26 protein-coding genes are annotated in these 26,581 nt (G+C 63.1%); 15 read left to right on the forward strand and 11 right to left on the reverse strand.

Annotation, left to right across the window (positions count from 1 at the left end; all coding sequences use genetic code 11):
* Positions 1–63 precede the first annotated feature (63 nt).
* Positions 64–492, reverse strand: a complete 429-nt coding sequence (locus X730_RS157735; RefSeq protein WP_023673205.1) for a DUF6481 family protein — start codon at positions 490–492, stop codon at positions 64–66.
* A gap of 234 nt (positions 493–726) precedes the next feature.
* Here X730_RS157735 and X730_RS157730 point away from each other — a divergent pair, with 234 nt between their 5' ends.
* From X730_RS157730 to pmtA, 7 genes are all read left to right on the forward strand, one after another.
* Entirely contained in the window at positions 727–1,788 is a 1,062-nt protein-coding gene (locus X730_RS157730; RefSeq protein ID WP_023739793.1) for an LLM class flavin-dependent oxidoreductase, read from the forward strand.
* A 110-nt stretch (positions 1,789–1,898) separates the two neighbouring features.
* The gene (locus X730_RS157725) at positions 1,899–3,068 is read left to right on the forward strand and encodes an AI-2E family transporter (RefSeq protein WP_023673203.1); all 1,170 of its coding nucleotides are present in this window, start codon (positions 1,899–1,901) and stop codon (positions 3,066–3,068) included.
* An 82-nt stretch (positions 3,069–3,150) separates the two neighbouring features.
* Positions 3,151–3,354: an arylamine N-acetyltransferase gene (locus X730_RS157720; protein ID WP_023673202.1), complete on the forward strand. Its 204-nt coding sequence runs from the start codon at positions 3,151–3,153 to the stop codon at positions 3,352–3,354.
* Between the two features lie 22 nt (positions 3,355–3,376).
* Positions 3,377–4,375, forward strand: coding sequence for an LLM class flavin-dependent oxidoreductase (locus tag X730_RS157715; RefSeq protein WP_023673201.1), 999 nt, complete (start codon positions 3,377–3,379; stop codon positions 4,373–4,375).
* A 372-nt stretch (positions 4,376–4,747) separates the two neighbouring features.
* On the forward strand, positions 4,748–6,664 hold the full coding sequence (dnaK, locus tag X730_RS157710; protein WP_023825812.1) for a molecular chaperone DnaK: 1,917 nt from the start codon (positions 4,748–4,750) through the stop codon (positions 6,662–6,664).
* A gap of 219 nt (positions 6,665–6,883) precedes the next feature.
* Entirely contained in the window at positions 6,884–8,014 is a 1,131-nt protein-coding gene (dnaJ, locus tag X730_RS157705) for a molecular chaperone DnaJ (protein WP_023681322.1), read from the forward strand.
* 117 nt (positions 8,015–8,131) lie between these two features.
* Positions 8,132–8,737: a phospholipid N-methyltransferase PmtA gene (gene pmtA / locus X730_RS157700; RefSeq protein ID WP_023681321.1), complete on the forward strand. Its 606-nt coding sequence runs from the start codon at positions 8,132–8,134 to the stop codon at positions 8,735–8,737.
* Between the two features lie 95 nt (positions 8,738–8,832).
* On the opposite strand, the gene X730_RS157695 is transcribed toward pmtA, so the two are convergent.
* Complete coding sequence (locus X730_RS157695; protein WP_023681320.1) at positions 8,833–9,741, reverse strand: LysR family transcriptional regulator; 909 nt, start codon at positions 9,739–9,741, stop codon at positions 8,833–8,835.
* Positions 9,742–9,863: 122 nt separating this feature from the next.
* Between X730_RS157695 and X730_RS157690 the strand changes: the two genes are divergently transcribed.
* The 4 genes from X730_RS157690 to X730_RS157675 all read left to right on the forward strand — a co-directional run bounded on the left by X730_RS157690 (position 9,864) and on the right by X730_RS157675 (position 12,203).
* A complete protein-coding gene (locus X730_RS157690; RefSeq protein WP_023825813.1) occupies positions 9,864–10,475 on the forward strand; it encodes a LysE family transporter in 612 nt (203 codons plus the stop codon).
* 120 nt (positions 10,476–10,595) lie between these two features.
* The gene (locus tag X730_RS157685) at positions 10,596–11,192 is read left to right on the forward strand and encodes an NADPH-dependent FMN reductase (RefSeq protein WP_023701964.1); all 597 of its coding nucleotides are present in this window, start codon (positions 10,596–10,598) and stop codon (positions 11,190–11,192) included.
* A complete protein-coding gene (gene pyrF, locus X730_RS157680) occupies positions 11,189–11,902 on the forward strand; it encodes an orotidine-5'-phosphate decarboxylase (protein WP_023825814.1) in 714 nt (237 codons plus the stop codon). Before X730_RS157685 ends, pyrF begins: the two co-directional genes overlap by 4 nt.
* A 13-nt stretch (positions 11,903–11,915) precedes the next feature.
* Positions 11,916–12,203, forward strand: coding sequence for a DUF1330 domain-containing protein (locus X730_RS157675; RefSeq protein WP_023741329.1), 288 nt, complete (start codon positions 11,916–11,918; stop codon positions 12,201–12,203).
* Positions 12,204–12,221: 18 nt separating this feature from the next.
* Here X730_RS157675 and X730_RS157670 read toward each other — a convergent pair whose 3' ends face one another.
* The 8 genes from X730_RS157670 to X730_RS157635 form a co-directional block, all read right to left on the reverse strand.
* The gene (locus tag X730_RS157670) at positions 12,222–13,475 is read right to left on the reverse strand and encodes a low temperature requirement protein A (protein ID WP_031196662.1); all 1,254 of its coding nucleotides are present in this window, start codon (positions 13,473–13,475) and stop codon (positions 12,222–12,224) included.
* Positions 13,476–13,565: 90 nt separating this feature from the next.
* The gene (locus tag X730_RS157665; protein ID WP_023825816.1) at positions 13,566–14,627 is read right to left on the reverse strand and encodes a hypothetical protein; all 1,062 of its coding nucleotides are present in this window, start codon (positions 14,625–14,627) and stop codon (positions 13,566–13,568) included.
* A gap of 95 nt (positions 14,628–14,722) precedes the next feature.
* Positions 14,723–15,598 (reverse strand): SMP-30/gluconolactonase/LRE family protein, encoded by an 876-nt coding sequence (locus X730_RS157660; protein ID WP_031196663.1) that lies wholly within the window; start codon positions 15,596–15,598, stop codon positions 14,723–14,725.
* Positions 15,598–16,239, reverse strand: coding sequence for a 2-dehydro-3-deoxy-6-phosphogalactonate aldolase (locus X730_RS157655; RefSeq protein WP_023825817.1), 642 nt, complete (start codon positions 16,237–16,239; stop codon positions 15,598–15,600). Before X730_RS157655 ends, X730_RS157660 begins: the two co-directional genes overlap by 1 nt.
* Before the next feature lie 22 nt (positions 16,240–16,261).
* Entirely contained in the window at positions 16,262–17,206 is a 945-nt protein-coding gene (locus tag X730_RS157650) for a 2-dehydro-3-deoxygalactonokinase (protein WP_023825818.1), read from the reverse strand.
* Positions 17,207–17,211: 5 nt separating this feature from the next.
* Positions 17,212–17,979 (reverse strand): SDR family oxidoreductase, encoded by a 768-nt coding sequence (locus X730_RS157645; RefSeq protein WP_023703817.1) that lies wholly within the window; start codon positions 17,977–17,979, stop codon positions 17,212–17,214.
* Between the two features lie 169 nt (positions 17,980–18,148).
* The gene (locus X730_RS157640; RefSeq protein ID WP_023681311.1) at positions 18,149–19,498 is read right to left on the reverse strand and encodes an EAL domain-containing protein; all 1,350 of its coding nucleotides are present in this window, start codon (positions 19,496–19,498) and stop codon (positions 18,149–18,151) included.
* Between the two features lie 100 nt (positions 19,499–19,598).
* Complete coding sequence (locus X730_RS157635; RefSeq protein WP_023703818.1) at positions 19,599–21,398, reverse strand: hypothetical protein; 1,800 nt, start codon at positions 21,396–21,398, stop codon at positions 19,599–19,601.
* Positions 21,399–21,522: 124 nt separating this feature from the next.
* Here X730_RS157635 and X730_RS157630 point away from each other — a divergent pair, with 124 nt between their 5' ends.
* From X730_RS157630 to gshB, 3 genes are all read left to right on the forward strand, one after another.
* Positions 21,523–22,527 carry a glycosyltransferase gene (locus X730_RS157630; RefSeq protein WP_023710382.1) on the forward strand — a complete coding sequence of 335 codons (1,005 nt, stop codon included), beginning with the start codon at positions 21,523–21,525 and terminating at the stop codon, positions 22,525–22,527.
* Between the two features lie 3 nt (positions 22,528–22,530).
* Complete coding sequence (locus X730_RS157625) at positions 22,531–22,905, forward strand: GtrA family protein (RefSeq protein ID WP_023710381.1); 375 nt, start codon at positions 22,531–22,533, stop codon at positions 22,903–22,905.
* A gap of 80 nt (positions 22,906–22,985) precedes the next feature.
* Positions 22,986–23,939 carry a glutathione synthase gene (gshB, locus tag X730_RS157620; RefSeq protein WP_023687497.1) on the forward strand — a complete coding sequence of 318 codons (954 nt, stop codon included), beginning with the start codon at positions 22,986–22,988 and terminating at the stop codon, positions 23,937–23,939.
* A 92-nt stretch (positions 23,940–24,031) separates the two neighbouring features.
* On the opposite strand, the gene X730_RS1000000165190 is transcribed toward gshB, so the two are convergent.
* The gene (locus X730_RS1000000165190) at positions 24,032–25,105 is read right to left on the reverse strand and encodes a glycosyltransferase family 2 protein (protein WP_196814800.1); all 1,074 of its coding nucleotides are present in this window, start codon (positions 25,103–25,105) and stop codon (positions 24,032–24,034) included.
* A 184-nt stretch (positions 25,106–25,289) separates the two neighbouring features.
* Between X730_RS1000000165190 and X730_RS157615 the strand changes: the two genes are divergently transcribed.
* A complete protein-coding gene (locus tag X730_RS157615; protein ID WP_155922411.1) occupies positions 25,290–26,354 on the forward strand; it encodes a glycosyltransferase in 1,065 nt (354 codons plus the stop codon).
* Positions 26,355–26,581 lie beyond the last annotated feature (227 nt).

Raw genomic sequence — 26,581 nt, forward strand, 5'->3', positions numbered from 1 at the left:
CGCACAAACACATTCAGGGCCGCTGGAAGGCGACCCTGATGTCCGATCGTTTCGATCGAAGCGTTAGCGGGCGGAGAAGCCCGGAGGCGTCCTGCCGGTACGCTGCTTGCGCGCCGCATAGCGTGCGTCGCGCTTGGCCTTGCGTTCGGCTTCGTCGGCCAGCAAACGGGCGATGCGCTCGTTTTCTTCGGCTTCCTTGATCTTCGCTTCAGCCTGCGCTGCCTCTTCGGCCGCAATACGCGCCGCTTCGGCTGCTGCCTCGCGCTCGGCCTTCTCGACCGCCTCGCGTGCCAGCTTTTCCTGCTTCAGCCTGGCCTTTTCGGCCTCGCGTATTTCGCGAGCCTCAAGAATCGCCTTGCGTTCGGCCTGTTTGGCCAGAACCGCAGGATCATCAGCCGCCGGCTTCGACTTGAAGCGCTCCAGAAGCGCCTTCTTTGCCTCGTTCGCGGCATTGCGCCGCTCGAAAATGTCTTTTTCCCTGTAGATAGCCAAGTCCACTTCCCTGAAGTCAATTCGCGACGCTTACATACGCGCGAAAACCGAGAGTTCAAGCGCCAAAACGGTATGCCAGCCATGAAAGTTTAGGCTGTTGCAGCCGGGAGACGCGTTTTCCCTGAAACAAAGCCGGCCGAAACCGACATGCACTGTTCACTATCCGCCCCTCTGGCGGCCGGGGCGGCTCGCCGCTACCTCTAGCGGCAAATCAGAACATTTGGATGACATGCCATGGAACTCGGTCTCTACACTTTCGCCGACGTCAGCCCGGAGCCCGGCCCCGGCGCGATCGGCCCGCATCAGCGACTACGCAATCTGATCGAGGAGGTCGAGCTGGCCGACCAGGTCGGCCTCGACGTCTTTGGTCTGGGCGAACATCACCGCCCCGACTATGCCGCGTCCGCGCCGGTGGTGGCGCTGGCCGCTGCCGCCGAACGCACCAAGCGCATCAAGCTGACCAGCGCGGTCACCGTGCTGTCCTCCGATGATCCGGTGCGTGTCTTCCAGCAGTTCGCAACGCTCGACCTTTTGTCGGGCGGCCGGGCCGAGATCATGGCCGGGCGCGGCTCGTTCATCGAATCCTTCCCGCTGTTCGGCTACAATCTCGAGGACTATGACGAGCTGTTCGCCGAAAAGCTCGACCTGCTGCTGGCCATACGCGACAGCGTCAAGGTCACCTGGTCCGGCAATCTGCGCGCGCCCATCAACGACCGCGGCGTCTATCCGCGGCCGCTGCAGGACAAATTGCCGATCTGGATCGCAATAGGTGGAACGCCGCAGTCTGCGGCCCGCGCGGGGGTGCTCGGCCTGCCGCTGGCGCTGGCCATCATCGGCGGCGAGCCGGCGCGGTTTGCACCGCTGTTCGACATTTATCGCGATGCCGCCAGGCGGGCCGGTACCGACCCCTCGGGCCTTGCCACCAGCATCAATGTGCACGGCTTCATCGCCGGGACCACTGAACAGGCGGCCGACGATTTCTACGGCCCGCAGGCCGAAGTGATGAACCGCATCGGCCGCGAGCGCGGCTGGGGCCCGACCTCGCGGGCGCATTTCGATCAGTCGCGTGGTCCGAACGGCGCGCTGTTCGTCGGTAATCCGGAGCAGGTGGCGGAAAAGATCGTCGCCCAGCACAAGATCTTCAACAATGACCGCTTCCTGCTGCAGATGGCGATCGGCGCCATGCCGCACGCCAAGATCATGAAGGCGATCGAACTGTACGGCACCAAGGTGGCGCCGATCGTGCGCAAGGAGACCGCCAAGCCCGGCGTCGCCGTCGCAGCGCCAGCCGCCTGAGCGACGGGCGGCCCGGATTGAGGGCCTTGCCGGCTAACGGAACCTTGGGCTTGCAGAGGCGTTTCCGTCAGGGGAATGCACCAATTGCGGTGCGCCGCTGAGGGAAAATCATGAAAGCCGAACCCGCCGCTTTGGGTGCTGGCCTTGCCGAAACCGAAGAGGCGAGAGTTGTGGCGCGTGCCGACACGCATCTGATGCGTTCGCTGCTCATCGGGATCTTTCTGTTCATGGCCATCTACGCGCTGTATTTCGCGCGTGCTTTCTTCATGCCGGTCATCCTCGCCTTCCTGCTGACGCTGACGCTGACACCAATCGTGCGCTTCCTGCGCAAGCGCGGCATTCCGGAAGTGGTTTCGGCGACAATGTTGGTCGTGCTGTCGATCTGCGTCTTCGGCGTTGCCGGCTATCTGCTCAGCGGCCCGGTCATCGACCTTCTCAACAACACCTCGTCGATCGGCCAACAACTTACCGAACGGCTGGCGCAATTACGGCGTCCGCTCGAGAGGATCATGCAGATCTCGCATCAGATCGAACAGATGACGGAGACCTCGCAGGAGCCGGGCATCCAGAAGGTGGCGATGGCACAGTCCGGCGTCCTGTCGGCCGCCGCCAGCAACGTCCTGTCGGCGGGGACAAGCCTGACCATCATCTTCGTGCTGTCGCTGTTCCTGCTGGCGTCAGGCACGATGTTCTATGAGAAGATCATCCAGTCCTTCGCCAGCCTCAGTGAGAAGAAGCGGGCCTTGCGCGTCGTCTATGACGTCGAGCGCGAAATCTCGCATTATCTGCTCACCGTCACCGTCATCAATGCCGGTCTCGGCGCGGTTATCGGCCTTGGCCTGTGGGCGCTCGGCATGCCCAACCCGCTCGTCTGGGGAACGATGGCGGCGCTGCTCAACTTCCTGCCCTATGTCGGCGCGCTGATCACCATCGTGCTGGTCAGCGTCATTGCGATGATCAGCTTCGACTCGATCACCTACGCCCTTTTGGCGCCGGGCTTCGTGCTTTTGTGCGACATCGTCGAAGGCCAGTTCGTTACGCCGATGGTTGTCGGCCGACGCCTCGAGATCAACGCCGTGGCGATCTTCATCGCCATCGCCTTCTGGTCCTGGCTTTGGGGCTTTGTCGGCGCGCTGATGGCGGTGCCGCTGTTGGTCGTCGTCAAAGTGTTCTGCGATCATTTCGATGGCCTCAGCCATGTCGGCAATTTTCTCGCCGCACAGCAGACGGCCGTGGTGGAGGAAGAAGCGGCCGAAGAGAACGGAAAGGCAGCGGCATAAGCTTGCCGCGCCTGTCCGTCATCGCGCATTTGTTGTCTTCAGGCGGAGTGCCTATATCGAGCCGGTCAAGCCGGACCCTGCGATGAAAGATGCCTCCTTCGACCTCGATTCCTATTTCGACCGCATCGGCTATCGCGGCCCGATCGATGCTCCGCTCGGCACGCTGAGCGCGCCGCATCGCCAGCGTCCGCAGGCGATCCCGTTCGAGAATATGGACCCGTTGCTTGGCACCAGCTCGACATCGTCATTCCCGACCGCGCCTTCGAAACCAGGGTCAGGCAGTTGAACATCGTAAAGGCTTGAGGCCCATGACCGCACTTTCCGTTCTCGACCTGTCGCCGATCGTCGAAGGCAGCGACGCCTCGCAATCGCTGGCAAATTCGCTCGACCTGGCCCGCCATGCCGAGCGGCTCGGCTACAGGCGCTACTGGCTGGCCGAGCACCACAACATGCCGGGCATCGCCAGCGCGGCGACCGCCGTCGTCATCGCCCATGTCGCCGGCGGCACCAAGACCATCCGCGTCGGCGCCGGTGGCATCATGCTGCCCAACCATGCGCCGCTGGTGATTGCCGAGCAGTTCGGCACGCTGGCGGCACTGCACCCCGGCCGCATCGACCTCGGCCTCGGCCGCGCGCCCGGCACCGATATGGGAACAGCGCGCGCGCTGCGCCGCAATCTCGAGGCGTCAGACAATTTCCCCCAGGATGTCGTCGAGCTGATGGGCTATTTCCAGCCGGCCGCGGAAGGCCAGCGTATCCACGCCGTGCCCGGCGAAGGCCAGAAGGTGCCGGTCTGGATCCTCGGTTCCAGCCTCTATGGCGCGCAGCTCGCCGCCATGCTCGGCCTGCCCTATGCCTTCGCCTCGCATTTCGCGCCGGCCGAACTGGACCATGCGCTGGAGATCTACCGTTCGCGCTTCCAGCCTTCGGAACAGCTGGACAAGCCCTATGTCATGCTCGGCCTCAACGTTTTCGCCGCACCGACCGATGGAGAGGCAAAACTGCTGTTCACCTCGCTCCAGCAGGCCTTCGTCAATCTGCGCACCGGGCGGGCCGGCCGCCTGCCGCCGCCGGTCGAGGGCTATGACCAGACGCTCGAGCCGATGGCAAAAACCATGATTTCGCAGGCGCTGTCCTGCGCCGTCGTCGGCTCTCCCGAAACCGTCCGGCAAGGCATAGACGCGTTCGTGCGCCGCACCGGCGCAGACGAGCTGATGGTGACCGCGCAGATCTTCGACCATGCGGCACGCGTGCGCTCGTTCGAAATCCTGGCCGAGGCGCATAAATCGCTGTCGCAGGCCGCGTGACGCTTTTGCCTGTGTCTGCTGTGGGCAGGCGCCTTCCTCAGCCAGGAGCCGCCTCTCTCACGCATAGGTGACGTTTTCTTGTGGTTTCGAAGCCCTGACTGGGCGCTTCGCCGGGGGGATCGCGCAGATCCTGGGGTTTTGAGCGCGGTTGGAGCACATCCGGGCCGCTGGGCGGCTGTTCAAAGGCGCCAAGCGCGGCGCGGTGGATGCCATGCGCAGAATGCTTGCGCCCGATGCCGCCTGTTCTTATATACGCGCCAAGCCGCCCAGTGCCGGAATGCCGGTTGCCGGAGCGGAATTTCTTGTGAACAGGGGCTTTCGTCGGAACGCCTTACGGGTCCTGAGAGCCTGCTTAGCGGAGAGACTAGAAAAATGGCAAAAGTAATCGGTATCGATCTCGGCACCACCAACTCCTGCATCGCCATCATGGATGGCAAGGAGCCCAAGGTCATTGAAAATGCGGAAGGCGCGCGCACGACGCCTTCCATCGTCGCCATCTCGGGCGACGGCGAACGTCTCGTCGGCCAGCCGGCCAAGCGCCAGGCGGTCACCAATCCTGAAAACACCATCTTCGCGGTCAAGCGCCTGATCGGCCGCCGCTATGACGACCCGGTGACGGAGAAGGACAAGAAGCTTGTCCCCTACAAGATCGTCAAGGGCGACAATGGCGATGCCTGGGTCGAGGCCGGCGGCAAGAAGCAGTCGCCCAGCCAGATCTCGGCCATGATCCTGCAGAAGATGAAGGAAACGGCGGAGGCCTATCTCGGCGAGAAGGTCGAGAAGGCGGTCATCACCGTTCCGGCCTATTTCAATGACGCCCAGCGCCAGGCCACCAAGGACGCCGGCAAGATCGCCGGCCTTGAGGTGCTGCGCATCATCAACGAGCCTACGGCTGCAGCACTTGCCTACGGCCTCGACAAGAAGGATGGCAAGACCATTGCCGTCTATGACCTTGGCGGCGGCACGTTCGACATTTCGGTGCTCGAAATCGGCGACGGCGTGTTCGAAGTGAAGTCGACCAATGGCGACACCTTCCTCGGCGGCGAGGATTTCGACATGCGTCTCGTCGAATACCTGGCGGCCGAGTTCAAGAAGGAACAGGGCATCGACCTGAAGAACGACAAGCTTGCGCTGCAGCGCCTCAAGGAGGCGGCTGAAAAGGCCAAGATCGAGCTGTCGTCGACGACGCAGACGGAAATCAACCTGCCCTTCATCACCGCCGACGCGACCGGCCCCAAGCACCTGACGCTGAAGCTGACCCGTGCCAAGTTCGAGCAGCTGGTCGACGATCTCGTCCAGCGCACCATCGAGCCCTGCAAGGCGGCGCTCAAGGATGCCGGGCTGAAGGCTGGCGAGATCGACGAAGTGGTCCTGGTCGGCGGCATGACCCGCATGCCCAAGATCCAGGAGATCGTGAAGCAGTTCTTCGGCAAGGAGCCGCACAAAGGCGTCAACCCGGATGAAGTCGTCGCTTTGGGCGCCGCCATCCAGGCCGGCGTGCTGCAGGGCGACGTGAAGGACGTGCTGCTGCTCGACGTGACGCCGCTGTCGCTCGGCATCGAGACGCTGGGTGGCGTGTTCACCCGCCTGATCGAACGCAACACGACCATCCCGACCAAGAAGAGCCAGGTGTTCTCGACCGCTGAAGACAGTCAGTCGGCCGTGACCATCCGCGTCTTCCAGGGCGAGCGTGAAATGGCTGCCGACAACAAGGCGCTCGGCCAGTTCGACCTGGTCGGCATTCCGCCGGCGCCGCGCGGCGTGCCGCAGATCGAGGTCACTTTCGACATCGACGCCAACGGCATCGTCAACGTTTCGGCCAAGGACAAGGGCACCGGCAAGGAGCACCAGATCCGCATCCAGGCCTCTGGTGGCCTTTCGGACGCCGACATCGAGAAGATGGTCAAGGACGCCGAAGCCAATGCCGAGACCGACAAGCAGCGGCGTGCTTTGGTCGAGGCCCGCAACCAGGCCGAGGCGCTGGTGCACTCCTCCGAGAAGTCGCTGAAGGAATATGGCGACAAGGTTTCGGAAACCGAGCGCACGGCGATATCGGAGGCTATCACGGCGCTGAAGGCTGCTGCCGAAGGCGACGATGCCGCCGACATCGAGGCCAAGTCGCAGACGCTTGCCGAAGCATCCATGAAGCTCGGCCAGGTCATGTACGAAGCTTCGCAGAAGGAAGCGGCGGAAGCCGACGCCAAGGCGGACGCGGCCAAGGATAGCGATGTGGTCGACGCCGATTTTGAGGAAATCGACGAAAACGACGAGAAGAAGAAGTCGGCCTGACCGGTTGACGGCAAATAAAGCGGAAAGCCCGGCGCAAAGCCGGGCTTTTTTGCAACCCTCGCTGAAAAAGTGCGGGCCTTGCCGAAAAAGTCACTGAAAAACACAGGCACAAGCGCGCCGGCCCTAGCATCCGGGCAGCACCGCTCCTAAATCGAGACAACGTGCCGGCAAACGACGCAACATGCATCAAGACGTTGAGCATCCGGACTGCGGGAAAAGATGAAAGCTGATTTCTACGAGACGCTGGGCGTGCAAAAGGGCGCCGACGAGAAGGAGCTCAAGAGCGCTTTCCGCAAGCTGGCCATGCAGTTCCATCCCGACCGCAATCCCGGCGATCACTCATGCGAGCATAAGTTCAAGGAAATCAACGAAGCCTACGAAACGCTGAAGGACCCGCAGAAGCGCGCGGCCTATGACCGTTTCGGTCACGCCGCCTTCGAGCAGGGCGGCATGAATGGCGGCGCGCAAGGTTTTGGCGCCGGCGGCTTCGCCGACATTTTCGAAGATATTTTCGGCGACATGATGGGCGGGCGCCAGCGCCGCTCGTCGGGCGGCCGCGAACGCGGCGCCGATTTGCGCTACAATATGGAAATCACGCTGGAAGAAGCGTTTGCCGGCAAGACCGCGCAAATCCGCGTGCCGGCCTCGATCTCATGCACGGAATGCTCCGGGACCGGCGCCAAGCCCGGCACCCAGCCGGTGACCTGCTCGATGTGCCATGGCCACGGCAAGGTACGAGCGACGCAAGGCTTCTTCTCGATCGAGCGTACCTGCCCGCAATGCCAAGGCCGCGGCCAGACGATCAAGGACCCGTGCCCGAAATGCGCCGGCCAGGGCCGCGTCACCGAGGAACGCTCGCTGTCGGTCAATATCCCGGCCGGCATCGAGGACGGCACCCGCATCCGGCTTGCCAATGAGGGCGAGGCGGGCCTGCGCGGCGGCCCATCGGGCGACCTCTATATTTTCCTGGCGGTGAAGCCGCATGAATTCTTCCAGCGCGACGGCGCCGATCTCTACTGCAAGGTGCCGATATCGATGACGACGGCCGCCCTTGGCGGCTCGTTCGAGGTGACGACGCTGGACGGCAGTCAGACCAAGGTGAAAGTGACCGAAGGCACGCAGAACGGCCGCCAGTTCCGCCTCAAGGGCAAGGGCATGCCGGTGCTGCGCCAGCCCAATGTCGGCGACCTCTATATCCAGACCGCGGTCGAAACGCCGCAAAACCTGTCGCGCCGCCAGCGCGAGTTGCTGGAAGAGTTCGAGCAGCTGTCGTCGAAGGACAATTCGCCCCAGTCGAGCGGCTTTTTCGCCCGCATGAAGGACTTTTTCGAATCCTTCGGCGAGCACTGAACCCAAGCCAAGGCCGCCACGCTTCCCGAACGTCATCAACATCTTATGCCAGATCGCGCCTTGCCTTGGACCTGTTAGCTGCTAAGTAGCGTTCGGGGAGTGTTGAGGAGAACTTGCATGGCACGTGGTCCGGGATTGCGGAAGGCGCTGGCGGAAAAGTTCGACGACGAACTCAAATTCTTCAAAGGCTGGATCGACAAGCCGAAGTCGGTCGGTTCGATCGTGCCGACAAGCTCCGTCACCGCCCGCAAGATGGCTTCCATCGTCAATCCGAAGTCCGGCCTGCCGGTGCTTGAAGTCGGCCCCGGCACAGGCGTCATCACGCGTGCAATCCTCGCCCAGGGCGTTAAGCCCGAAAACCTCTACGCGGTCGAATATTCCACCGATTTCGTGCGCCATCTGCGCCAGCTCTATCCCGGCGTCAACGTCATCGAGGGCGATGCCTTCAATCTCAACGCCACGCTTGGCGAGAAGAGCGGGATGGTTTTCGATTCCGTCGTCTCCGGCGTGCCGCTGCTCAATTTTCCGGTCGCACAGCGGATCGCCTATATTGAAAGCCTGCTGGACCGCATCCCGGTTGGACGGCCGATCGTGCAGCTGACCTATGGGCCGTTGTCGCCGATCCCGCCCGGCCGCGGCAATTACACGGTCAAGCATTTCGACTTCATCTTCCGCAACATCCCGCCGACGCAGCTGTGGATCTACCGGCGCGAAGCGCATTAGCTGGTATTGGGGGCGGGAGAAGTCTCTGGCGCCTTGTAGAGGATCGCCGTCTCCCGAAGGAAGCTCGATTGAGGGTCGATCCACATCCTTGACTGTTATCCGCCTCGCAAACTCGTGGCGACCTCTCTGATCGCCGCGCACATGGCCCGCACGGCCGTTGCTTCGGCGCTGCTGGAGAACAGAAGCAGCAGAGGCCGACGCGCACGCGGCTCAAGAGGACGCCTCGCGACGGTTCGCTGCCAATCGGCCGGAAACGCCAGGCCTGGCGCAATCGACAAACCGCGCCCGGCCCCCACCAGAGCAAGCAGCGCCGCCATATCGCTCGCCGACAGGATGACAACTGGCGCAACGCCAAAATCCTGGAACAATTCGGCAAGCATTGGTCCGCAGCCGCCGCTCGACATGATGAATGGCTGGCCGTCGAGAGCGCGGATCGGAAATGACCCGCCTTGGACTGAGTTCTTTTGCGATGACGCCACAAAGAGTTCGTCGTCGACAAGTTCCTCGGCTTGGCAATTGCCGGCGATGTAGGACAGTCCAATATCGGCGGCACCGCGATCGACCCACTCCGCCACCTCGGTATCCGTGCCCAAGAGCAGTTCGACAGCAAGCTCCGGGTGCCGGACGGAAGTAATGTTCAACGCATATGGAGCAATCTTTACCGAGGCGCTGCTGACCAGCGCGAGCCGTACTCTGCCTTTGATGGAGTGTTCCCGTAGGCCGACAAGACGGCCTAAAGCATGCAAAGCGGCGCGCGCCGCGTCCAAAGCCGCCTCGCCGGTTGCGGTGAAAGCGACACCGCGCCGATCACGTATGACGAGGGGCGCGCCAACGATCTCCTCCAGCGCCTTCATTGCATGGCTTATGGCCGATTGAGAAAGACAGAGCCGCTCGGCGGTTTTGGTGAAGCTGCGCGTCTCGCTGAGCGATGTCAGGACGCGCACCATCGTGATGTTGATATTAGCCTTGTTCATGGCTGCCGAAATATCTTTCATTTCGCTCATATTAAAGAGCGCTGTAGGTTTTGTGAAGGTGAGGGAAACGACCCTCGAAATCGGCGAGCGGCTTTCCTGGCCTCTCCGGCATGCAGGCGTGCGGTACGACGAGACTGAAACTGGAGTATCGCATGAGCTACCTTCCGCAATTCCTGACCCTTGCTTCGGTCTTCCTGCTCGGCGCCATGAGCCCAGGACCCGATTTTGTAGCCGTGACTTCCCATGCGCTGATCAGCCGTCGCGCGGGGTTCCATGTGGCGCTTGGCATTGCCGCAGCGATCATGGTGTGGGCGGCTCTCGCGATGTGTGGCCTGGGCCTCGTACTGACGCAGATTGCATGGGCTCACCTTGCCGTCCGGATCGCCGGTGCCGTGTATCTCGGTTACCTGGGCAGCAAGATCCTTTTGTCGGCTTGGCAGGCGCGGCCACCGCTGGCCGTCGGTGGCGCAGAGACTACGGCTCCTTGGCGAAGCGGATTCGTTGTCGGAATTACAAATCCGAAGACGGCCGCGTTCTTCGCGAGCCTGTTCATATCGGTATTGCCGATGCAGGCTCCGATCTGGGTCCAGGCAGGGTCGCTGGCCATAATCGGGCTGGTCGCGATGGCGTGGTTTGGGCTTGTCGCGCTAATGTTCTCCACAAGAAGGGTTGGGTCGGTATATGGCAGCGTCCGCAGGCCGATAGATGCCTTGCTCGGAGTTGCACTCATCGCGCTGAGTGCAAGAATTGCGGTCACCCACTAGCAATAGCCCAGCTGCTCGGCACACCTTCGCGCGCTTGCCCCCCGATCGTTTCCGTTTTTTGAGCCAGTGCGTTGATTTGCGCAGCCTCTGGCTGTACCTGTCCGGGAACAAGAGTGGCCAATGGCTGTGATCGCGAAAATCCTCGTCTTCGCCGGCTCGGTGCGCAGCGGCGCCTTCAGCGGCAGGACCGCCGATGTGGCGCAGAAGGAGCTGGCCATGCAAGGCGCCGAGGTGACGCGCATTTCGCTGGCCGACTATCCGCTGCCGATCATCGACGAGGACCTCGAAAAGGAAAAAGGCGTTCCCGACAACGCCGTGAAGCTCGGCCGGCTGATCGCCGCCCATGACGGGCTACTGATCGCGACGCCGGAATATAATGGCTCGATCCCGCCACTGCTCAAGAACACGATCGACTGGGTAAGCCGGGTGCGCCTCGATGGCGGCTGGCCGGTGAGGCCATTTGTCGGCAAGGTCGCCGGCCTGTGCTCGTCTTCGAACGGACATTTCGCCGGGATCCGCTGCATCAACCATCTGCGCGCCGTGCTGGTGCGCTGCCAGCTGGAGATGGTGACGCCGGAATGCTCGGTATCCGATGGCGGCAGTGCCTTCGACGGCGACGGCAATTTCAGGGATGATAGACTGACCAAATCGATGGAGCACCTATGCCGCACGCTGATCGAAACCTCGCGCATGCTATCGACCCGGACCGGGGCATGATTTCCACAGCCATGCAGGCCCATACCATGAGAGACAGGCTGATCGTCGGCCTCGACGTGCCGACGGTGAAAGAGGCCGAACAGGCGGTGCAGGAGCTCGGAGGCGTCGTCTCCTTCTACAAGATCGGCTATCAGCTGGCCTTCGCCGGCGGGCTCGACTTCGCCAGGGAGTTGGCCAGCGGCGGCACGAAAATCTTCCTCGACATGAAGCTGCTCGACATCGACCACACCGTGGCGAAGGGTGTCGAGAACATCGTGCGCATGGGCATGACCATGCTGACCATCCACGCCTATCCCAAGGCGATGCGAGCCGCGGTGGAGGCCGCCAGGGGCAGCGACCTCTGCCTGCTGGCGGTCAGCGTGCTGACCTCGATGGACGAGCAGGACGTGATCGACGCCGGCTATGAATACGACCCGCACACGCTGGTGCTGAGACGCGCCGAACAGGCGCTGCATGCCGGCATGGGCGGCGTCGTCTGCTCGGCCGAGGAGGCGGAAGCGGTGCGCCGCATCGTCGGACCCGACCTGGCGGTGGTGACACCGGGGATACGGCCCAAGGGCAGCGACCATGGCGACCAGAAACGCGTGGTGACGCCCGGCCAGGCGATCCGCAACGGCTCCAGCCATCTCGTGGTCGGCAGGCCGATCGTGGCGGCAAGCGACAGGCGCGCGGCTGCCGAAGCCATACTGGAAGAGATGCGCGCCGCGTAGCGAGGAGAAGAAAATGCCCAAGGGATACTGGATAGCCCGCGTCGATGTGCGCGATGCTGAAGGCTACAAGGACTATGTCGCTGCCGCCAAGCTCGCTTTCGACCGTTTCGACGTGAAGTTCCTGGCCCGTGGCGGTGAGCATGAAAAGGCCGAGGGGCCTGGCCGCGCCCGCAATGTCATTATCGAGTTCGAATCGCTGGCGATGGCGCATGACTGCTACCACTCGCCGGAGTACCAGCGCGCCGTCGCCATCCGTCAGAAAGTGGCCGATGGCGAGATCGTGCTGGTCGAGGGTATCTGACGCGCGAAGCTGCTCTGCTCAGTGCGGCGCTTCCTCCTGCGCCAGCACCTCCAGTTGATGGCGGTGCCCCGACAGCTCATAGCCGACAACAGTGACGGCCGGCGCTAGCGTGAGTAAGATGAGGCAGACCGCCATGTCGACGCCGGCAATGGCGGCGATGATGGCAAGTGCGACGACCGCAGCCGTTCCCGCCAGCAGCCAGACGTGGAGGGGATCGAAGCGCTGGACGAGATAATAATACAGCGCATAGATCGCCCCCAGGAACACGCCTAGCGGAATGGCGACTGACAGCAGGGTCGCTACCGGGCCGTTATGGGTCTTGTGCTCGATGAAATAGGCCGCGACATGCAGCCCGGCGCCGGTGGCGACGATGGCAGCGACGATCACCATCTGGCCATAGCCCCAGACGAAGGAACGGCTGCGGTGCTGGTGCAGCACCGTCCCCGAGGGCAGCATGTAATAGACCCACCACATGCCGAAGGTGAGACCCATTCCGGCAATGCCGATCAAGGCGGCATCGAGGTTCCAGCCCTGCTCCTCGACCACGGCCGACAGCGTCGCCAGCGTGCCGACCACCCCTTCGCCCAGCGCGATAATGGCGAACAGGCTGTAGCGCTCGGCGACGTGATGCGCGTGCCAGGGCGTGCCGCCATCCCGGCGTTCGGCGATGACCGGTCCGGCAAGCTCGATGAGAAGCAGGACCGCGCCGAAAGCCAGGCTCGTCGCCAGCGAGAAATCGACTAGGATCTGCACCACCCAGCCGATCTGGGCGATCGCGATGGCGATGGCATAGGTGAGACAGGCACGCCGCCGCCCAAGGTCCTGCCGCGCCGCGCGCAGCCATTGGAAGATCATGGCGACGCGCATGATGACGTAGCCCAGCACCATGACCGAATTGTTGAGGTGTTCGCCATGCTCGATCGAGGCGAACATGCGCGGCAGGCCGATGGCCAGCACCAGCACGCCGATCATCTGCACCATGGTGACGAGGCGGAAGATCCAATCGTCGGTGTCATAGGCGGAGGAAAACCAGGAGAAATTGATCCACGCCCAGCAGATGGCGAAGCTGGCAAAGCCGAAGCCGATCAGCGCCGCCGCGTAGTTGCCCTCGGCAAGGGCGTGCGCCAGTTGCGCGGCGGCAAGGCTGAAGGCGGTGACGAAGGTCAGATCGAACAGCAGCTCGAGCGGCGTGGCGACGCGATGCGCCTCGTGCGGATCGCGCCCGGCCATGCGCCTGATGTGATGGTGGAGGGAGCTTGCTGGTGTGCTCATCGCGCGGCCTTGCCTGAGGACTGTCCCGCGACACTAAAGGTGGAGCAAAAGCCGTCAAGGCGCGGTAGGTCGCGCTGGTCCCTCGACCGTTCAGATCGCCTGTCGGTTCAGTCGGTTCGCCGCCGTCTCGGCAACCGCATCGGCCAGCGTCATGCCCCATTGCATCAGGCAATAGGCGCGGAAATCGAAGCAGGGCAGGCCGGGACAGATCTCGAACTCGATGAGGTGGACATGGTCGTTAGCCTCGACCCTGAAATCGAGGGAAAACACGTCTCGCAGGCCGAGCCCGCTGACCAGCCGCTCGGCGATGCGGCGGATGGTTGCCGCGGCTGCCGGCTGGGTGTCGGCAACCGCCTCCAGCACCGGCTCGCTGTATAGTCCAGCCGCCTTGGCGGCCTCGCCGGTGTCGCCGTAAAGCGCCATCGAGTCCGCCATGGTCTGGAAATCGCCGCCGGAGTCGACGAATGCAACGCCGAGCGCTTCCGCCCCGGCATCCGTTTGCAGCCCAAGGAAGCTGGCGCGGACATTGCGACCGCCGACATAGGGCTGGACGACGACATCGTCGCGATAAGCGGCATAGACCCGCCGGCTAAGCTCCAGCGCATGGGCCAGGTCGTTGCAGCGTGAATCCGGCCAGATGCCTACCTTGGAGCCGAGCCGGTTCGGCTTGACGAACCAGCCGGCTTCCGAAGCTGGCGGGTCGGCCAGCCAGCGGCCGTCGCGGGCCAGGCCTGCCTGCGGCGCCGGCAGGCCGAGCGCGCAAAGCACGGCGCCGGAACGGAACTTGTCCTGGCAAAGCGCGAACAGCGCATCGTCGGCCCCGACGGTTCTAAGCCCATTCAGCCTGGCAAGTGCGGGCGCTGCAGCACCGCGGAAATAGGCAATGCCGTCGGTCAGCGTCCAGACCAGCGTGGTTGCGGGATCGGCCTTCGCCAGCGCGCTTGCCGCATCGTCGAGTGCAACCGGGATAAAGGCGAGGCCGCGCCGCCCGCAAGCGGCGGTGATTTCATCGAATTCGGGCGCGAGATCGGTCGATTGCGCCAGATAGGACGAGATTTCCAGGGCGCGCTCGGCGGGAAAGCCGTCGGCGACCAGCCGGTCGAGACAGGCCTTTTCCGGCTCATGGACGAGGATCAGGGTCGGGCGCGGCATGGATCAGGACCTTCGGTGGTGTTGTCCCACCATGGCATGGCCCCTGCTTCAGACTTGCGCGAAACCGACCGAGGCGGACGCCTGCGCGACAGCGCTCAGGCGATGACCACGCGCGGCTCGAAGCGGCCGTTGACGGGGATGTCGAGCAGGAAGGTCATGCCGGCCTGTGGGTCGAGCTTGCGCTGCTTGTCGTCCTTGCCTTTCCAGGCCGAGGTCACCGCCAGCCGATCGGCCTTGGCGCCGACAAAGGCCGGGCACGAGGACTGCCCCGCCGGCGTGGCAATTTCGCGCAACAATGTGCCGTCCGGCGCATAAGCCTTCACCGCCTTGCCGCCCCAGACCGCGTTCCACAGCACGCCGTCGCGGTCGACGACCGAGCCATCGACATAGCCCTTCGACGAGCGATGGTCGACGAACACTTTGGACTCGCCGATCGGCAGACCCGTTGCCGGATCGCAGGCGACGCGCATCAACAGGCCGGTCGCGGTATCGGTGTAGTAAGCGATCGTTCCATCCTGCGAGAAACAGATCGAGTTCGACACGGTGATGCCGGTGTAAAGCGTGCGCAGCTCGCCCTTGAAGAACCAGTAGATGGAGCCGGCGCCCTTCTCCTCACCCTTGCCCATCGTGCCGACCCAGAAGGCGCCACAAGGGTGGACGCGCGAATCGTTGGAGCGGGTCAGCGCATTGTCGGCCTCGATGGCCGTATGCAGCGTCAGCTTGCCGGTCGAGACGTCGCGGACATGCAGGCCAGTCTCGGTGGCGATGAGCTGGCGATTGCCATCGACAATGGCGATGGCGCTGGCCATCTGACCGAGCTCATGGACTTTCCGCGCGCCGGACGTGACACCCTGCTCCAGCAGCAGGCCGTTGACAATGTCGAACCAGAACAGCGTATCGGTGGCGGGATCGTAGCTCGGCCCCTCGCCGAGCTCGCAGACATGGTCCGAGAAAACCGAAACGTTGTCCATCATGCCGCTCCGCCGAAGGCCGCATCCCAGGCCATTACCGCCGCCCGGGCACGCGTGGCCACCTCGTCGACGCTCATGCCGGGTTTGAACAGGCTGGAGCCAAGACCGAAAGCGGTCACCCCAGCGGCTTTGTAGCCGGCAAAGTCTTTCTCGGAAACGCCGCCGACGGCGCCGACCACGGTATCGGCCGGCAGCACGGCCCGCATCGCCGAAATGCCGCTGGGCCCGAGCACGCTTGCCGGGAAGAATTTGAGCGCCGAAGCCCCAAGCCTAATCGCCTGAAAAGCTTCGGTGGGGGTGAACACGCCTGGCATCGTCACCATGCCATGGTGCATGGCGCGGGCCATGACGTCGGCATCGATGTTGGGGCTGACCAGCAGCCGCCCGCCGGCCTTGGCGAGGGCGTCGACATCGGCTGAAGTCAACACCGTGCCGGCGCCGACCAGCGCTGTCTTGGGCAAAGCGGTGACAATGCTGGCGATCGATGAAAACGGCTCCGGCGAATTGAGCGGCACCTCGATGGCTTCGATGCCGGCGTCAAACAGCGCCTGGCCGATGGCAACCGCCTCGCTGGGTTTGAGGCCGCGCAGAATGGCGACAAGACCACGCTTGAGCTTCGGGAAGGGGGCGGTCTGGGTCACGCTGTCACTCCACTCTGGTGAGTCATTTGGCGATCATGCCATTTTCCCGCGCTGCCTCGATAAGGCCGGCACGCACCGCCTCGTCGGCGTCGACCGTCCTGACGGCAAGCCCTGCAAGGTCTAGCGCCTGGCGGTAGAGGGCTGCTAGCGAGCCGGACGCAACCAGCACGATTGCGGTGGTGCTTTCGCCATAGCGGCGGCCCGCCGAGGCGATCTCGCCGCCGATCAGCAGGCCGGACAGGCAAGCGGCGGCATCGTCGGCCTTGAGGTTCTGCAGCAGGCCGGCGGCGCGGATCGAGAACAGCCGCGAGGTGACATCGCCGCCCTCCGCCAAAGCCTTGCGGCACCATTCCCGGAACAACGGATTGTCCGGAGTGACCGGCTTCGGGCTCTCGCCCAGCGAATGGCGCAGGATAGAGTGAGTGGCCAGCACCGAAAACAGCTCGCCGGTCGGCCAGGTGCAGAAGCCGTCGACCGCGCCGTCTGCGACCAGAACCCATTTCGAATGGGTGCCGGGCATGCAGACGAGATGGCGACCTTTTGCCGGCAAACCGGCGCCGGCAAGCTGGGTTTCCTCGCCGCGCATTACGTCCGGCGCATCTTCCAGGCGCTGCGCCAGGCCAGGCACGATGCGGATGTCGCGGCGCTGGCCGGGAATGCGGGCGGCCCCCGCGAGAATGGCACTGAGCGGCGCCGGCACGGTGACGTAAGGCGCTTCCAGCCAACCCTGGCGCGAGCCGGCCATGCCGCAGATGATGACCGGCAGTGTGTCAGGTGCGCCGAGCGCCGCCAGATGGCCCTCGAGGATGGTCGAAAAGCCTTTTTGCTGCGCGGTGATCAACCCATCATCGCCGCGACGCTCGGCAAGCACCCCGCCCGCCCCGTCGACCAGCCAGACCCGCATGCGGGTCGTGCCCCAGTCGACGGCGGCGACTGCCGGCGTGCCTTTTGCCGGATTTTGATTCACCGGACTCACAGGAAACCCCCGTCGACGATCAACATCTGCGCCGTCAGCATACGCGCGGCGTCGGAGGCCAGGAACAGCACTGTGCCGACGATGTCGTCGGGCTGCATGACCTGCTTGATGCATTGCTTGGCGACATGGGCGGCGAGCTTCTCCTCGGTGACCCAGAGTTCCCGCTGCCGCTCGGTGATCACCCAGCCCGGCGCAATCGCATTGACGCGGATGCCGTCGACCCCAAGCTTGCCCGCGAGACCTTTGGTGAGGCCGAGTATGCCGGCCTTGGCGGCGGTGTAGGCCGGCATATCGGGGTGGTTGATGAGATAGGAGGTTGAGGTGAAGTTGATGATCGAACCGCCGCCGGCCCGCTTCATGCCCGGCGCGACCGCCTGTGCGGTGAAGAAATGCGGGCGCAGATTGACGGCGAGATTGTTGTCCCAGAACTCGACGGTAACGTCAGCGACGTCGTGGCGTTCGTCCCAGGCGGCATTGTTGACCAGCACGGTGACGTCGCCATGTGCCTCAGCCGCTTTGGCGGCCGAAGCGCGCAACGCCTCGACGTCGCGCAAATCGGTCTTGAGGTAGAGCGGTCGCCGGCCAAGTTCTTTTTCGACGCGGTCGGCAAGCAGCGTGCTTGGGCCATCGGCGATGTCGATGAAGGCGACATGGGCGCCCTGGCGAACGAAGCCCTCGGTCAGTGCCGCACCAATTCCGGAACCGCCGCCGGTGATCAGCACCGAGGCTCCCCTGAGGTCGGCAAAATCGGCCGATGGCATCATATCTTCATCTCCCGGTCCGGTCGGCGCGCATCCTATCCAGCCAAGTCCGGGGAGCAAGGGCGAAAACGGCGATTTGATTGGCTTATGTCAGACAAAAGGCCGCAAGATGGCGGCCACAGTCGATCTTGGCTCGCGCCGCTGACTTGCTCGACGCAGGCCAGACCGCCGGTCAGACTGCCTTGGCGTAGAGGGCGCCGCGATAGGAATCGCGGAGGTAGCCGAGCGTGGCGTCGGCGTCGACCGGTTTGCCGAAGAGATAGCCCTGGCCGCCGGCGCAGCCGAACTGGACGAGGCGGTCGGCCTGCGCCTCCTCCTCGATGCCTTCGGCGACGACATCCATGCCGAGCCCTTCACACATGGCCAGAATGGCGCGGATGATGTGTTCCGACGGTCGGTCGTCGAGGATCGAGGAGACGAAGGCGCGGTCGATCTTGAGCTTGTCGAAATGGAATTCGCGCAAGCGGCCGAGCGAGGACTGGCCGGTGCCGAAATCGTCGAGCGAGACGCGGATGCCGACGCGACGCAGGTCCTCGACGATCTTCTCGGCCGAGGCCGGATCGTTCATCAGGCCGGTTTCGGTGATCTCGATCTCCAGCCGTCGCGGATCGAAGCCGGTGCGGTCGAGGATCGACAATATGTGCAGGCCAGTGTTCTGGTCGACGAGCTGCGAGGGCGACAGGTTGAAGGACAGGAACAGGTCCTTCGGCCAGCTGCGCGCCGCTTCGGTCGCCTTGCGCAGCACCAGCTGCGATAGCGGGCCGATGATGCCGCGCTCTTCGGCGATGGGGATGAACACGGTCGGCGGGACGACGCCGAGGTCGCGATCGGTCCAGCGCGCCAGCGTCTCGAAGCCGATGGTGCGGCGGGTGGTCAGATCGACGATGGGCTGGAAATGCGGCTCGACCTCACCGGCCGAGACGGCGCGGCGCAGCGCCTGTTCGATGCGGGTGACGCGCTTGGCCGCCTCTTCCATTTCGCGGGTGTAGACGACGACGCGGCCACGGCCCGAACGCTTGGCGTGGTAGAGCGCCGTTTCGGCCTTGTTGACGAGGATTTCCGTGGTTTCGTCGCCGGAATAAAAGAGCGAGCAGCCGACCGAGGCCGAAAGCCTGGCGGTGCGTTCGCCGACATCGTAGGGCGCCGACAGGATTTCGATCATCATGCGCGACTTCTCGGCCGCCGCCTCCTCCGAGAACACCATCGGGTAGAGGAAGGCGAATTCGTCGGCGCCGATGCGGCAGACAGTAGAGTGGCTGTCCATCGAGGCGCGCAGCCGCATCGCCACCTGGATCAATATGTCGTCGCCGGCCTTGTGGCCGAACAGATCGTTGATCGGCTTGAAGCCGTCGAGGTCGAGAATGCCGACCGTGAACGGCGCGGGATCGTCTGCACGGTCGCTGATCAGGCGATCGACCTTGTCGAAGAAGCGGCGATGGTTGCCGAGCCCGGTCAGCGCATCGGTGAACGCCAGATCCGAGTTTTCCCTGCTTGCCTGCCCGGTGCCAAACGTCGTTTGCATCGGTATCCCTGTTTGTGACGCCCGAAATTTAGGCTGAGACTGGCAGCAAAGCGTTTAGGAAGCGTATCGCGAAATCGATTTTTCGCTGGCGAATGATGCTTTAGCGGACGCGGTAGAGTTCGACCGGGGTTCCGCGCGTTTCGGCCACCGGTTCGAGCCAATCGGGGACGCTTCCCTGCATCAGCCTGGCCAGGAAGCCTTGCGGCGCCTTGGCGGCAAGCATCTTGCTTTCGGCGCTGCCGCGGCAGAGCGCCATCAGGCCGACGTGGTGAGCCGCCGCGATCGTCCTCGCCTGGTCCGCCGATCCGAGGAAGGCATCGAGCGCAAGCAGGTCGCCGGCGATGTTGCGATGATAGGGGCCGGCAAAGACGCGGTGCCCGGAATAGGCCAGGATGGGCGAGCCGAGATTGGAGATGGCAAGCACCGTGGTGTGCGGCAGCCGGGCCAACGCCGCGAAGGAGGCCTTGCGCTCGCAGGACGGATCGCTGTCGGTGTCCTGTGCCTCGACCGAGACCTTGTTGGCCTCGAATACGCTCGACGTCGCGGCGGCAGCACCGGCCCAGACGGCATTCACCGACACCACCCAGACCGCCGCCATGCGCAGCGATACGCTGCGCGCAGGGCTGATCCTCGCCCGTTCGCGCCAGCTTGCGATCCAGGCCGACAGCGGGATGACGGCAAAGGCGATCGAGAATGTCGAGCCGCGGACCTGCCAGGCGCTGACGATGAAGGCGCCGACCAGCAAGGCGCCGACGAGGCTGTCCTGGCGGCGCCATGGCCCACGCAGGCGAAGCGCCATCAGCGCGATCGCCACCAGCGGCGTGACATAGCGCGCCGCCAGCGAGGCCGGCTCGCTGGCGGCAATACTGAACAGCGACTGCGCCTCGTCGATGTGATCGAGCCACAATTCCTTGAGGCGCGGATCGAGATTTGCGTAGGGAGCCGCAAGGCATTGCGGAAACAGCGCCGCGACAACGGCGCCCAGCACAAGCGCGAGCAGGCCGAGCGAAATCAGGCGGCGTCCGGCCGTGCCGTTGGACACCTTGAGCGACGTCACGGCGGCAAGGCCCAGTCCGGCGATTGCCGCGACGACGAATTGCACGGCCGAGAAGGCATCGCACTGCGCCTGGCCCCAGGCCGATGGCGGGATGGTGCTGACGAAGACGAGGGCTGAAACGCCGGCAAAGCCGAGACCGAAATCCCTGGCGATCCGGTGTTCGCCGCCGGGATCGACGACGAACAGCAAAGCGATGCAGGCGCCGATGGTGGCGACATAGGGCGCGGTTTCCATGCCGACGGCCAGCGTCAGGGCCGCACACAGCCCGGAAATCAGCGCCGCCCAGCGACGCGCCGGCGCCTCGAGCAGCAGGCTGAGGCTGGCCATGGTCAGCGTCAGCTGGACATTGTGATGATCGAGCGCACCCGGCAAGAAAATGCCGATGAAATGCAGCGCCGCCGCGCCGATGACGATAGCGGGCAGCACGGCGCCGACGCCGGCGAAGCTTCGTGCCGCACGGGCTGTAAAAAACACCGCCAGGCAAAACAGCAGCGACGGCCACAGCACCTGTGCGATCGCTTCGGCCATGGCCATGCTGCCGGTCAGCGCCGAGGCGGCGAGGATGATGGCGGCGAGCGGTGCGTCGACCAGCCGCGACCAGTGCATGACGAAACCGCCTTCCGGCCCCATCCTGTACTGATGCAGGTCGAACCAGCCCTGGCCGGCCAGCATGTCGCGAACCTCGACCAGCCGCAGCAGGCTGTCATTGTCGCCGCCGGCATTGCTCAATTCGCGAAAGCCCGTGGCGGCATTGACGGCCAGCACCACCAGCATGGCAAGCAGCGCCAGCGTCATATCGGACTTCCAGGAGGAAGCACCCGCCTTGGCTGCGTTCATCATCATGACCTTCGTCGGAAAGACTGCGGCCTTAAACCTAGCCTTAACAGCTTCAATAAATAGTAAAGTCGCCTGAGCGAGGCCGCATATGAGCGCGGCCGGAGGCTCCGCCGGGCGTCGGGAGACGGAAATGCCGCACGAAGTCCGCCATGAGCCGGCCATTGCCGTGCTCCTGCCTTGTTACAATGAGGAACTGACCATCGCCGAGGTGGTGCGGCGCTTTCGCGAGACGCTGCCGTCGGCCGAGATCTATGTCTATGACAACAATTCCAGGGATTTGACCGCGCTCAAGGCGCGCGCAGCGGGCGCCATCGTCGTCCGCGAGCCGCGCCAGGGCAAGGGCAATGTCGTGCGGCGCATGTTCGCCGACATCGATGCGGACATCTATCTGATGGCCGATGGCGACGGCACCTATGCGCCGGAAGATGCCTCGCTGCTGATCAACATCCTGCAGACCGAGCGCTGCGACATGGTGGTAGGCACCAGGCGCGGCGTCACCGACGATGCCGGCCGTTCCGGCCATGCCTTCGGCAACCGCATCTTCAATAGCCTCTACAAGCGGCTGTTCGGCGCCGACTTCACCGACATCTTCTCCGGCTACCGCGTCTTCTCGAGGCGTTTCGTCAAGAGCTTTCCCGCGGTTTCCGGCGGCTTCGAGATCGAGACCGAAATGTCGGTGCATGCCTCGCAGCTCAAACTGCCGGTGAGCGAGATCGCGCTCGATTATGGCCGCCGGCCTGAGGGATCGTCGTCGAAGCTGTCGACCTATCGCGACGGCGCCAGGATCCTGTGGATGTTCGCCATGCTGATGAAGGAAACGCAGCCGCTGCGCTTCTTCGGCGCCTTCGCGATTTTCTTCCTGGCGTCGAGCCTTGCCCTGATGACGCCGGTGCTGATCGAATTCGCCCAGACCGGCCTCGTGCCGCGCATGCCGACCTGGGTGCTGTCGGTCGGCCTGCTGCTGCTCTCGATGCTTGCGATGGTGACCGGATTGATCCTCGATTCGGTATCGCGCGGACGCGCCGAGCAGAAGCGCATTTTTTATCTCTCGGTGCCGTCAGGCCGGGTCGAACGGCGCGAACGCACTGGTGAAATCCCGAAGGCCGAACCGGGCAAGACGCCCCGGGCCGCCTGAGCCGTGAGCCGGCTCGCCCGCTTCGTCCTGGCAGGCGGCGTTGGTTTCGTCGCCGATGCCGCGGCGCTCTGGCTGCTCTTGGCGCTGACGCCGCTCGGTCCCTTCGTCGCCCGTGTCCTGTCGATCGGCTTTGCGCTGTGCGTCACCTGGCAGATCAACCGGCACCTGACCTTTTCGCCGTCGAGCCGCGGCGTGGCGCAGGAGGGCGCGCGCTATGGCGGCGTCGGCATCGCCACCAGCATCGTCAACTATCTCGTCTACTGCGCCATCCTGTTTGCGCTGCCGGCGCTGCCGCCGCTGGCGGCACTTGCCGTCGCCTCGCCGGTCGCCATGGCGCTGTCGTTCCTCGGTTACTCCCGGCTGGTCTTCGACCGTTAAAGGTCTGGGCCAAGCAAGCGCGATTGGCAGAAGCCGCCAAGTTCCGTATATCGGCGACAGAGCCTGCTGGAGACCGGAAGATGCCCCTGAAGATCGCCGTCCAGATGGACCATGTCTCCACCGTCTCGATCGCCGGCGACACGTCCTTTGCGCTGTCGCTGGAGGCGCAGCGGCGCGGCCACCAATTGTTCCACTACACGCCCGACCGGCTGTCGATGCTGGGCGGCAAGGTGTTTGCCCGCATCGAAGAGATGAAGCTCCGCGACGAGAAGGGCAATCATTATACGCTGGGCGACAAGGTGCGCACCGACCTGTCGGAGATGGATGTGATCCTGCTGCGCCAGGATCCGCCCTTCGACATGAATTACATCACCACCACGCATATTCTGGAGCGCATTCACCCGAAGACATTGGTCGTCAACGACCCGGCCTGGGTGCGCAACAGCCCGGAAAAGATCTTCGTCACCGAATTCCCCGATCTGATGCCGGAAACGCTGATCACCAAGGATCCCCAGGAGGTCGCCGCCTTCCGCAAGGAGTTCGGCGACATCATCGTCAAGCCGCTCTACGGAAATGGCGGCGCCGGCATCTTCCATCTCAAGGAAGACGATCGCAACCTCGCCTCACTGCTCGAAATGTTCGCCCAGCTGTCACGCGAGCCGTATATCGTCCAGCGCTATCTGAAGGATGTGCGCAAGGGCGACAAGCGCATCATCCTGATCGACGGCGAGGCGGTCGGCGCCATCAACCGCGTGCCGGCCGACCACGATTCTCGCTCCAACATGCATGTCGGCGGCCGCGCCGAAAAGACTGAGCTGACGGAGCGCGAACGCGAGATTTGCGCCCGCATCGGCCCGTCGCTGAAAGAGCGCGGCTTCATCCTGGTCGGCATCGACGTGATCGGCGACTACATGACCGAGATCAACGTGACCTCGCCAACCGGCGTGCGCGAAGTGCAACGCTTTGGCGGCGCGGATATCGCCAGCCTGTTCTGGGACGCGGTGGAGGAAATGCGGCGCAATTCGGCCGCGTAGTGTGCGTTGCTACGGAGGACTTTGGTGGGTCCAGAGAAGCATCGAAGGATGCTCTTTATCGGGTAAGACTGCCGAGCAAGCGGCTCATCAAATCAAACTATGTCCCGGAAGCGCCGAGGCCTCAGTTTCGGAGGAAGGAGACCGATAAGTCTGGTCTGCAATTTTCGCTGTGGTGTTGCCCAGTCTTTCAGCAGAAAACCCGCATCGGAGTTCTTTTCCAGCAATGCGAAAGCCGCAGACAGTCCGATCAGGTCGACCAAGGTCCTGCGCATTGAGTGGCGGGAGATTAAATGCTCCAGTCCCGGCGCCACTTCGCACCAACGATTGGCCAGTGCCCGCCGTATCGCTATTTCAGTATCAGGCGACATCCTGCCGAGGCCAACTCCGGTACCCAGGATGCGCCCGTCCGCCCAGCCATTGCCGCCGTGAAGCCGATAACTGCCAAGAGCCCGCCCAATCCTCACGGTTCCGCCGATCATATGGGCGGCACGAGCCATATAACCATCGGCACATATCTTTATTTCGTCCGGATCGGATGGACGCATGATTTCAAGCGGAGCTCGACGAAACATCATCCCCGATGTGGTTGACCAAAACCAACCCACGGTGCCCCGATCAATAAATAATAATGTCGGGTCAGCTTCGGTGTCGACATGCAGGTAGCCGCTCATTTTCGGCATCGATCGCGGGTCATTCAGGTGGAATACGGGATGACCGCCCGCAAGCAGTTTGCCGGCCGTATCTATCACCACCTCATCGGAGCTCGACATCGCCGCGATACGGGTGTGGCTGAGATGGGCTCTCACATGGCATTCTATGAAGTCAGGATGCCAAGCATCGTCACCGTCAAGAAAGGAGATCAGGGGCCCGGCTGTCGCGTCAAGCCCGGTCATCATTGCTGTCAACTGCCCGCCATTTTGCAGTCGGGGCAGAAAGCGGAAACGACTGTCGCCAAGCTGGGACAGACACTCTTCAATCCTTCGGCGGGAACCGTCGGTCGAAAAATCATCGACCACCACGCATTCGAACGCAGTGTATGTCTGCGCCGCTACGGATCGGATCGCAGTGTCGATGAATGCCTCTTGATTGAAACAGCCTACGCAAACGGATACGGTTGGTAGCGCGATGTGAGAACCAGCTCCGCTTGGGACGATGTTTTCTTTCAAGAGGCGCTTCTCCGTACACCAGATTTGATCGCCTGAGATATTCCGTCGATCAACTGGCGGTGTTTCTTTGCCAAATTTCTCTCTATCGAAGCGAGTTTTTCTCCGCACTCAAGATCGCAATTCCCGCATGTTGACCCTACAGCACGGGTATCGCCCTCCTACCAAATTCGAGATTGTCAGAGCCATGCTGCGTCATGGCCACAAACTCAGAAAAGGGCACCCTTCCGCGAAGTCGCAACCTGCTCTTCAGGCCAGTTTGCTGTCTGACGATCCGTTAATATCCTATTCGGGAATGTCCGGTACGCCGCTCGGATTAGCAAGTCATATGCCTTTCCTTCCACGCGGCCACCGCGCCTGGTTTCTCATCTCGCCAACCTGGTCCATCGAAAACAGTGCTAGCGTCAAAACCATCCGGACCTATGCCGTTCTGCATAGACTCAAGAACCCCCGTCACTCGCTAATCTTCCTATCCAACACTCAGGCCGAGGCTGATCTGTTGAATCAGTCCGGCGAGGCCGCCGTCCTGCACAACAAGACGTCAACAACCTCCGAACACATATTCAGGCCCCTCAATGACGTCCCTGTAGAATTTGATGCAATCTACAATGCGCAACTGGCTCCGTGGAAGCGCCATGACTTGTCGCTTGGCATCCAGCGTTGCGCATTTGTCTTCTATCGAGATTCAAGCGGGTCCTCCACGACGGAGTCGGAAAGAGCGCGAATAAATCGGCATAGGGAGCTCGCGCCGCATCACGTCTTTATCAACGAGTTTGACGGCACCGGCAAGCCGGTCCGATTGGCACCGGCTCAGGTGAACACGCATCTGAATCGTGCAGCCGTGGGAATCTGTCTCTCTCACCTGGAAGGACCAATGTTCGCCAGCACGGAATATCTTCTCGCGGGCCTTCCAGTGGTCACGACGCCGAACCATGGCGGCCGAGACCTTTATCTGGATGACGACTATTCGCTCACAGTTCCACCCGATCCTCGATCCATCGCGGAGGCTGTCTTAGCGCTGAAGGAGCGACGAATTCCCCGGGATTACATTCGTTCGCAAACTTTGAAACGAATCGAACGAGACCGCGGGCGGTTCATAGACCTTGTAAACGAGATTTTTCTGGAGAGCGGCTCTTCGCGCCGGATCGCCCTGCCTTGGCCTTTCAGATATCCTGTCATGGAGTGGCTTCCACCGCAGGTCGCGATCGATCGATCGCTTTCAGGTTCGGTCGATGCCTTCATCACCGCTTAGAAGCAACACCCTCAGATCGCCGAAGGGCCTAGTCGCCCTTGTTAAACGCGGTCGAGGAGGCGGAGCAGCCGTTCCATTTTGCTTGACCATCTTCCGTTTTTGCAACCGGCACAGCGCGCTGCAGCCACCACGAATGCATGTTCCTGTAATGTTCTTGCCTTGGCCTGAAATCTATGGTTGTCTTGTCCTGACGTCGCTCGCGGTCTGAACCACAAGGCCGAGGCGAG

Source organism: Mesorhizobium sp. L103C131B0 (assembly GCF_000502275.1).
GTDB lineage: Bacteria > Pseudomonadota > Alphaproteobacteria > Rhizobiales > Rhizobiaceae > Mesorhizobium.

Excerpts from the sequence above, each read along its gene's own strand:
- dnaK (WP_023825812.1), top strand. The coding sequence starts at position 4,748 with ATGGCAAAAGTAATCGGTATCGATCTCGGCACCACCAACTCCTGCATC.
- X730_RS157635 (WP_023703818.1), bottom strand. The coding sequence starts at position 21,398 with ATGATGATGAACGCAGCCAAGGCGGGTGCTTCCTCCTGGAAGTCCGAT.
- gshB (WP_023687497.1), top strand. The coding sequence starts at position 22,986 with ATGCCCCTGAAGATCGCCGTCCAGATGGACCATGTCTCCACCGTCTCG.
- X730_RS157660 (WP_031196663.1), bottom strand. The coding sequence starts at position 15,598 with ATGGACAACGTTTCGGTTTTCTCGGACCATGTCTGCGAGCTCGGCGAG.
- X730_RS157720 (WP_023673202.1), top strand. The coding sequence starts at position 3,151 with ATGAAAGATGCCTCCTTCGACCTCGATTCCTATTTCGACCGCATCGGC.
- X730_RS157715 (WP_023673201.1), top strand. The coding sequence starts at position 3,377 with ATGACCGCACTTTCCGTTCTCGACCTGTCGCCGATCGTCGAAGGCAGC.
- X730_RS157675 (WP_023741329.1), top strand. The coding sequence starts at position 11,916 with ATGCCCAAGGGATACTGGATAGCCCGCGTCGATGTGCGCGATGCTGAA.
- X730_RS157665 (WP_023825816.1), bottom strand. The coding sequence starts at position 14,627 with ATGCCGCGCCCGACCCTGATCCTCGTCCATGAGCCGGAAAAGGCCTGT.
- X730_RS157725 (WP_023673203.1), top strand. The coding sequence starts at position 1,899 with ATGAAAGCCGAACCCGCCGCTTTGGGTGCTGGCCTTGCCGAAACCGAA.
- pyrF (WP_023825814.1), top strand. The coding sequence starts at position 11,189 with ATGATTTCCACAGCCATGCAGGCCCATACCATGAGAGACAGGCTGATC.
- X730_RS157695 (WP_023681320.1), bottom strand. The coding sequence starts at position 9,741 with ATGAGCGAAATGAAAGATATTTCGGCAGCCATGAACAAGGCTAATATC.
- X730_RS157615 (WP_155922411.1), top strand. The coding sequence starts at position 25,290 with ATGCTGCGTCATGGCCACAAACTCAGAAAAGGGCACCCTTCCGCGAAG.
- dnaJ (WP_023681322.1), top strand. The coding sequence starts at position 6,884 with ATGAAAGCTGATTTCTACGAGACGCTGGGCGTGCAAAAGGGCGCCGAC.
- pmtA (WP_023681321.1), top strand. The coding sequence starts at position 8,132 with ATGGCACGTGGTCCGGGATTGCGGAAGGCGCTGGCGGAAAAGTTCGAC.
- X730_RS157690 (WP_023825813.1), top strand. The coding sequence starts at position 9,864 with ATGAGCTACCTTCCGCAATTCCTGACCCTTGCTTCGGTCTTCCTGCTC.
- X730_RS157685 (WP_023701964.1), top strand. The coding sequence starts at position 10,596 with ATGGCTGTGATCGCGAAAATCCTCGTCTTCGCCGGCTCGGTGCGCAGC.
- X730_RS157630 (WP_023710382.1), top strand. The coding sequence starts at position 21,523 with ATGCCGCACGAAGTCCGCCATGAGCCGGCCATTGCCGTGCTCCTGCCT.
- X730_RS157640 (WP_023681311.1), bottom strand. The coding sequence starts at position 19,498 with ATGCAAACGACGTTTGGCACCGGGCAGGCAAGCAGGGAAAACTCGGAT.
- X730_RS157645 (WP_023703817.1), bottom strand. The coding sequence starts at position 17,979 with ATGATGCCATCGGCCGATTTTGCCGACCTCAGGGGAGCCTCGGTGCTG.
- X730_RS157670 (WP_031196662.1), bottom strand. The coding sequence starts at position 13,475 with ATGAGCACACCAGCAAGCTCCCTCCACCATCACATCAGGCGCATGGCC.
- X730_RS157730 (WP_023739793.1), top strand. The coding sequence starts at position 727 with ATGGAACTCGGTCTCTACACTTTCGCCGACGTCAGCCCGGAGCCCGGC.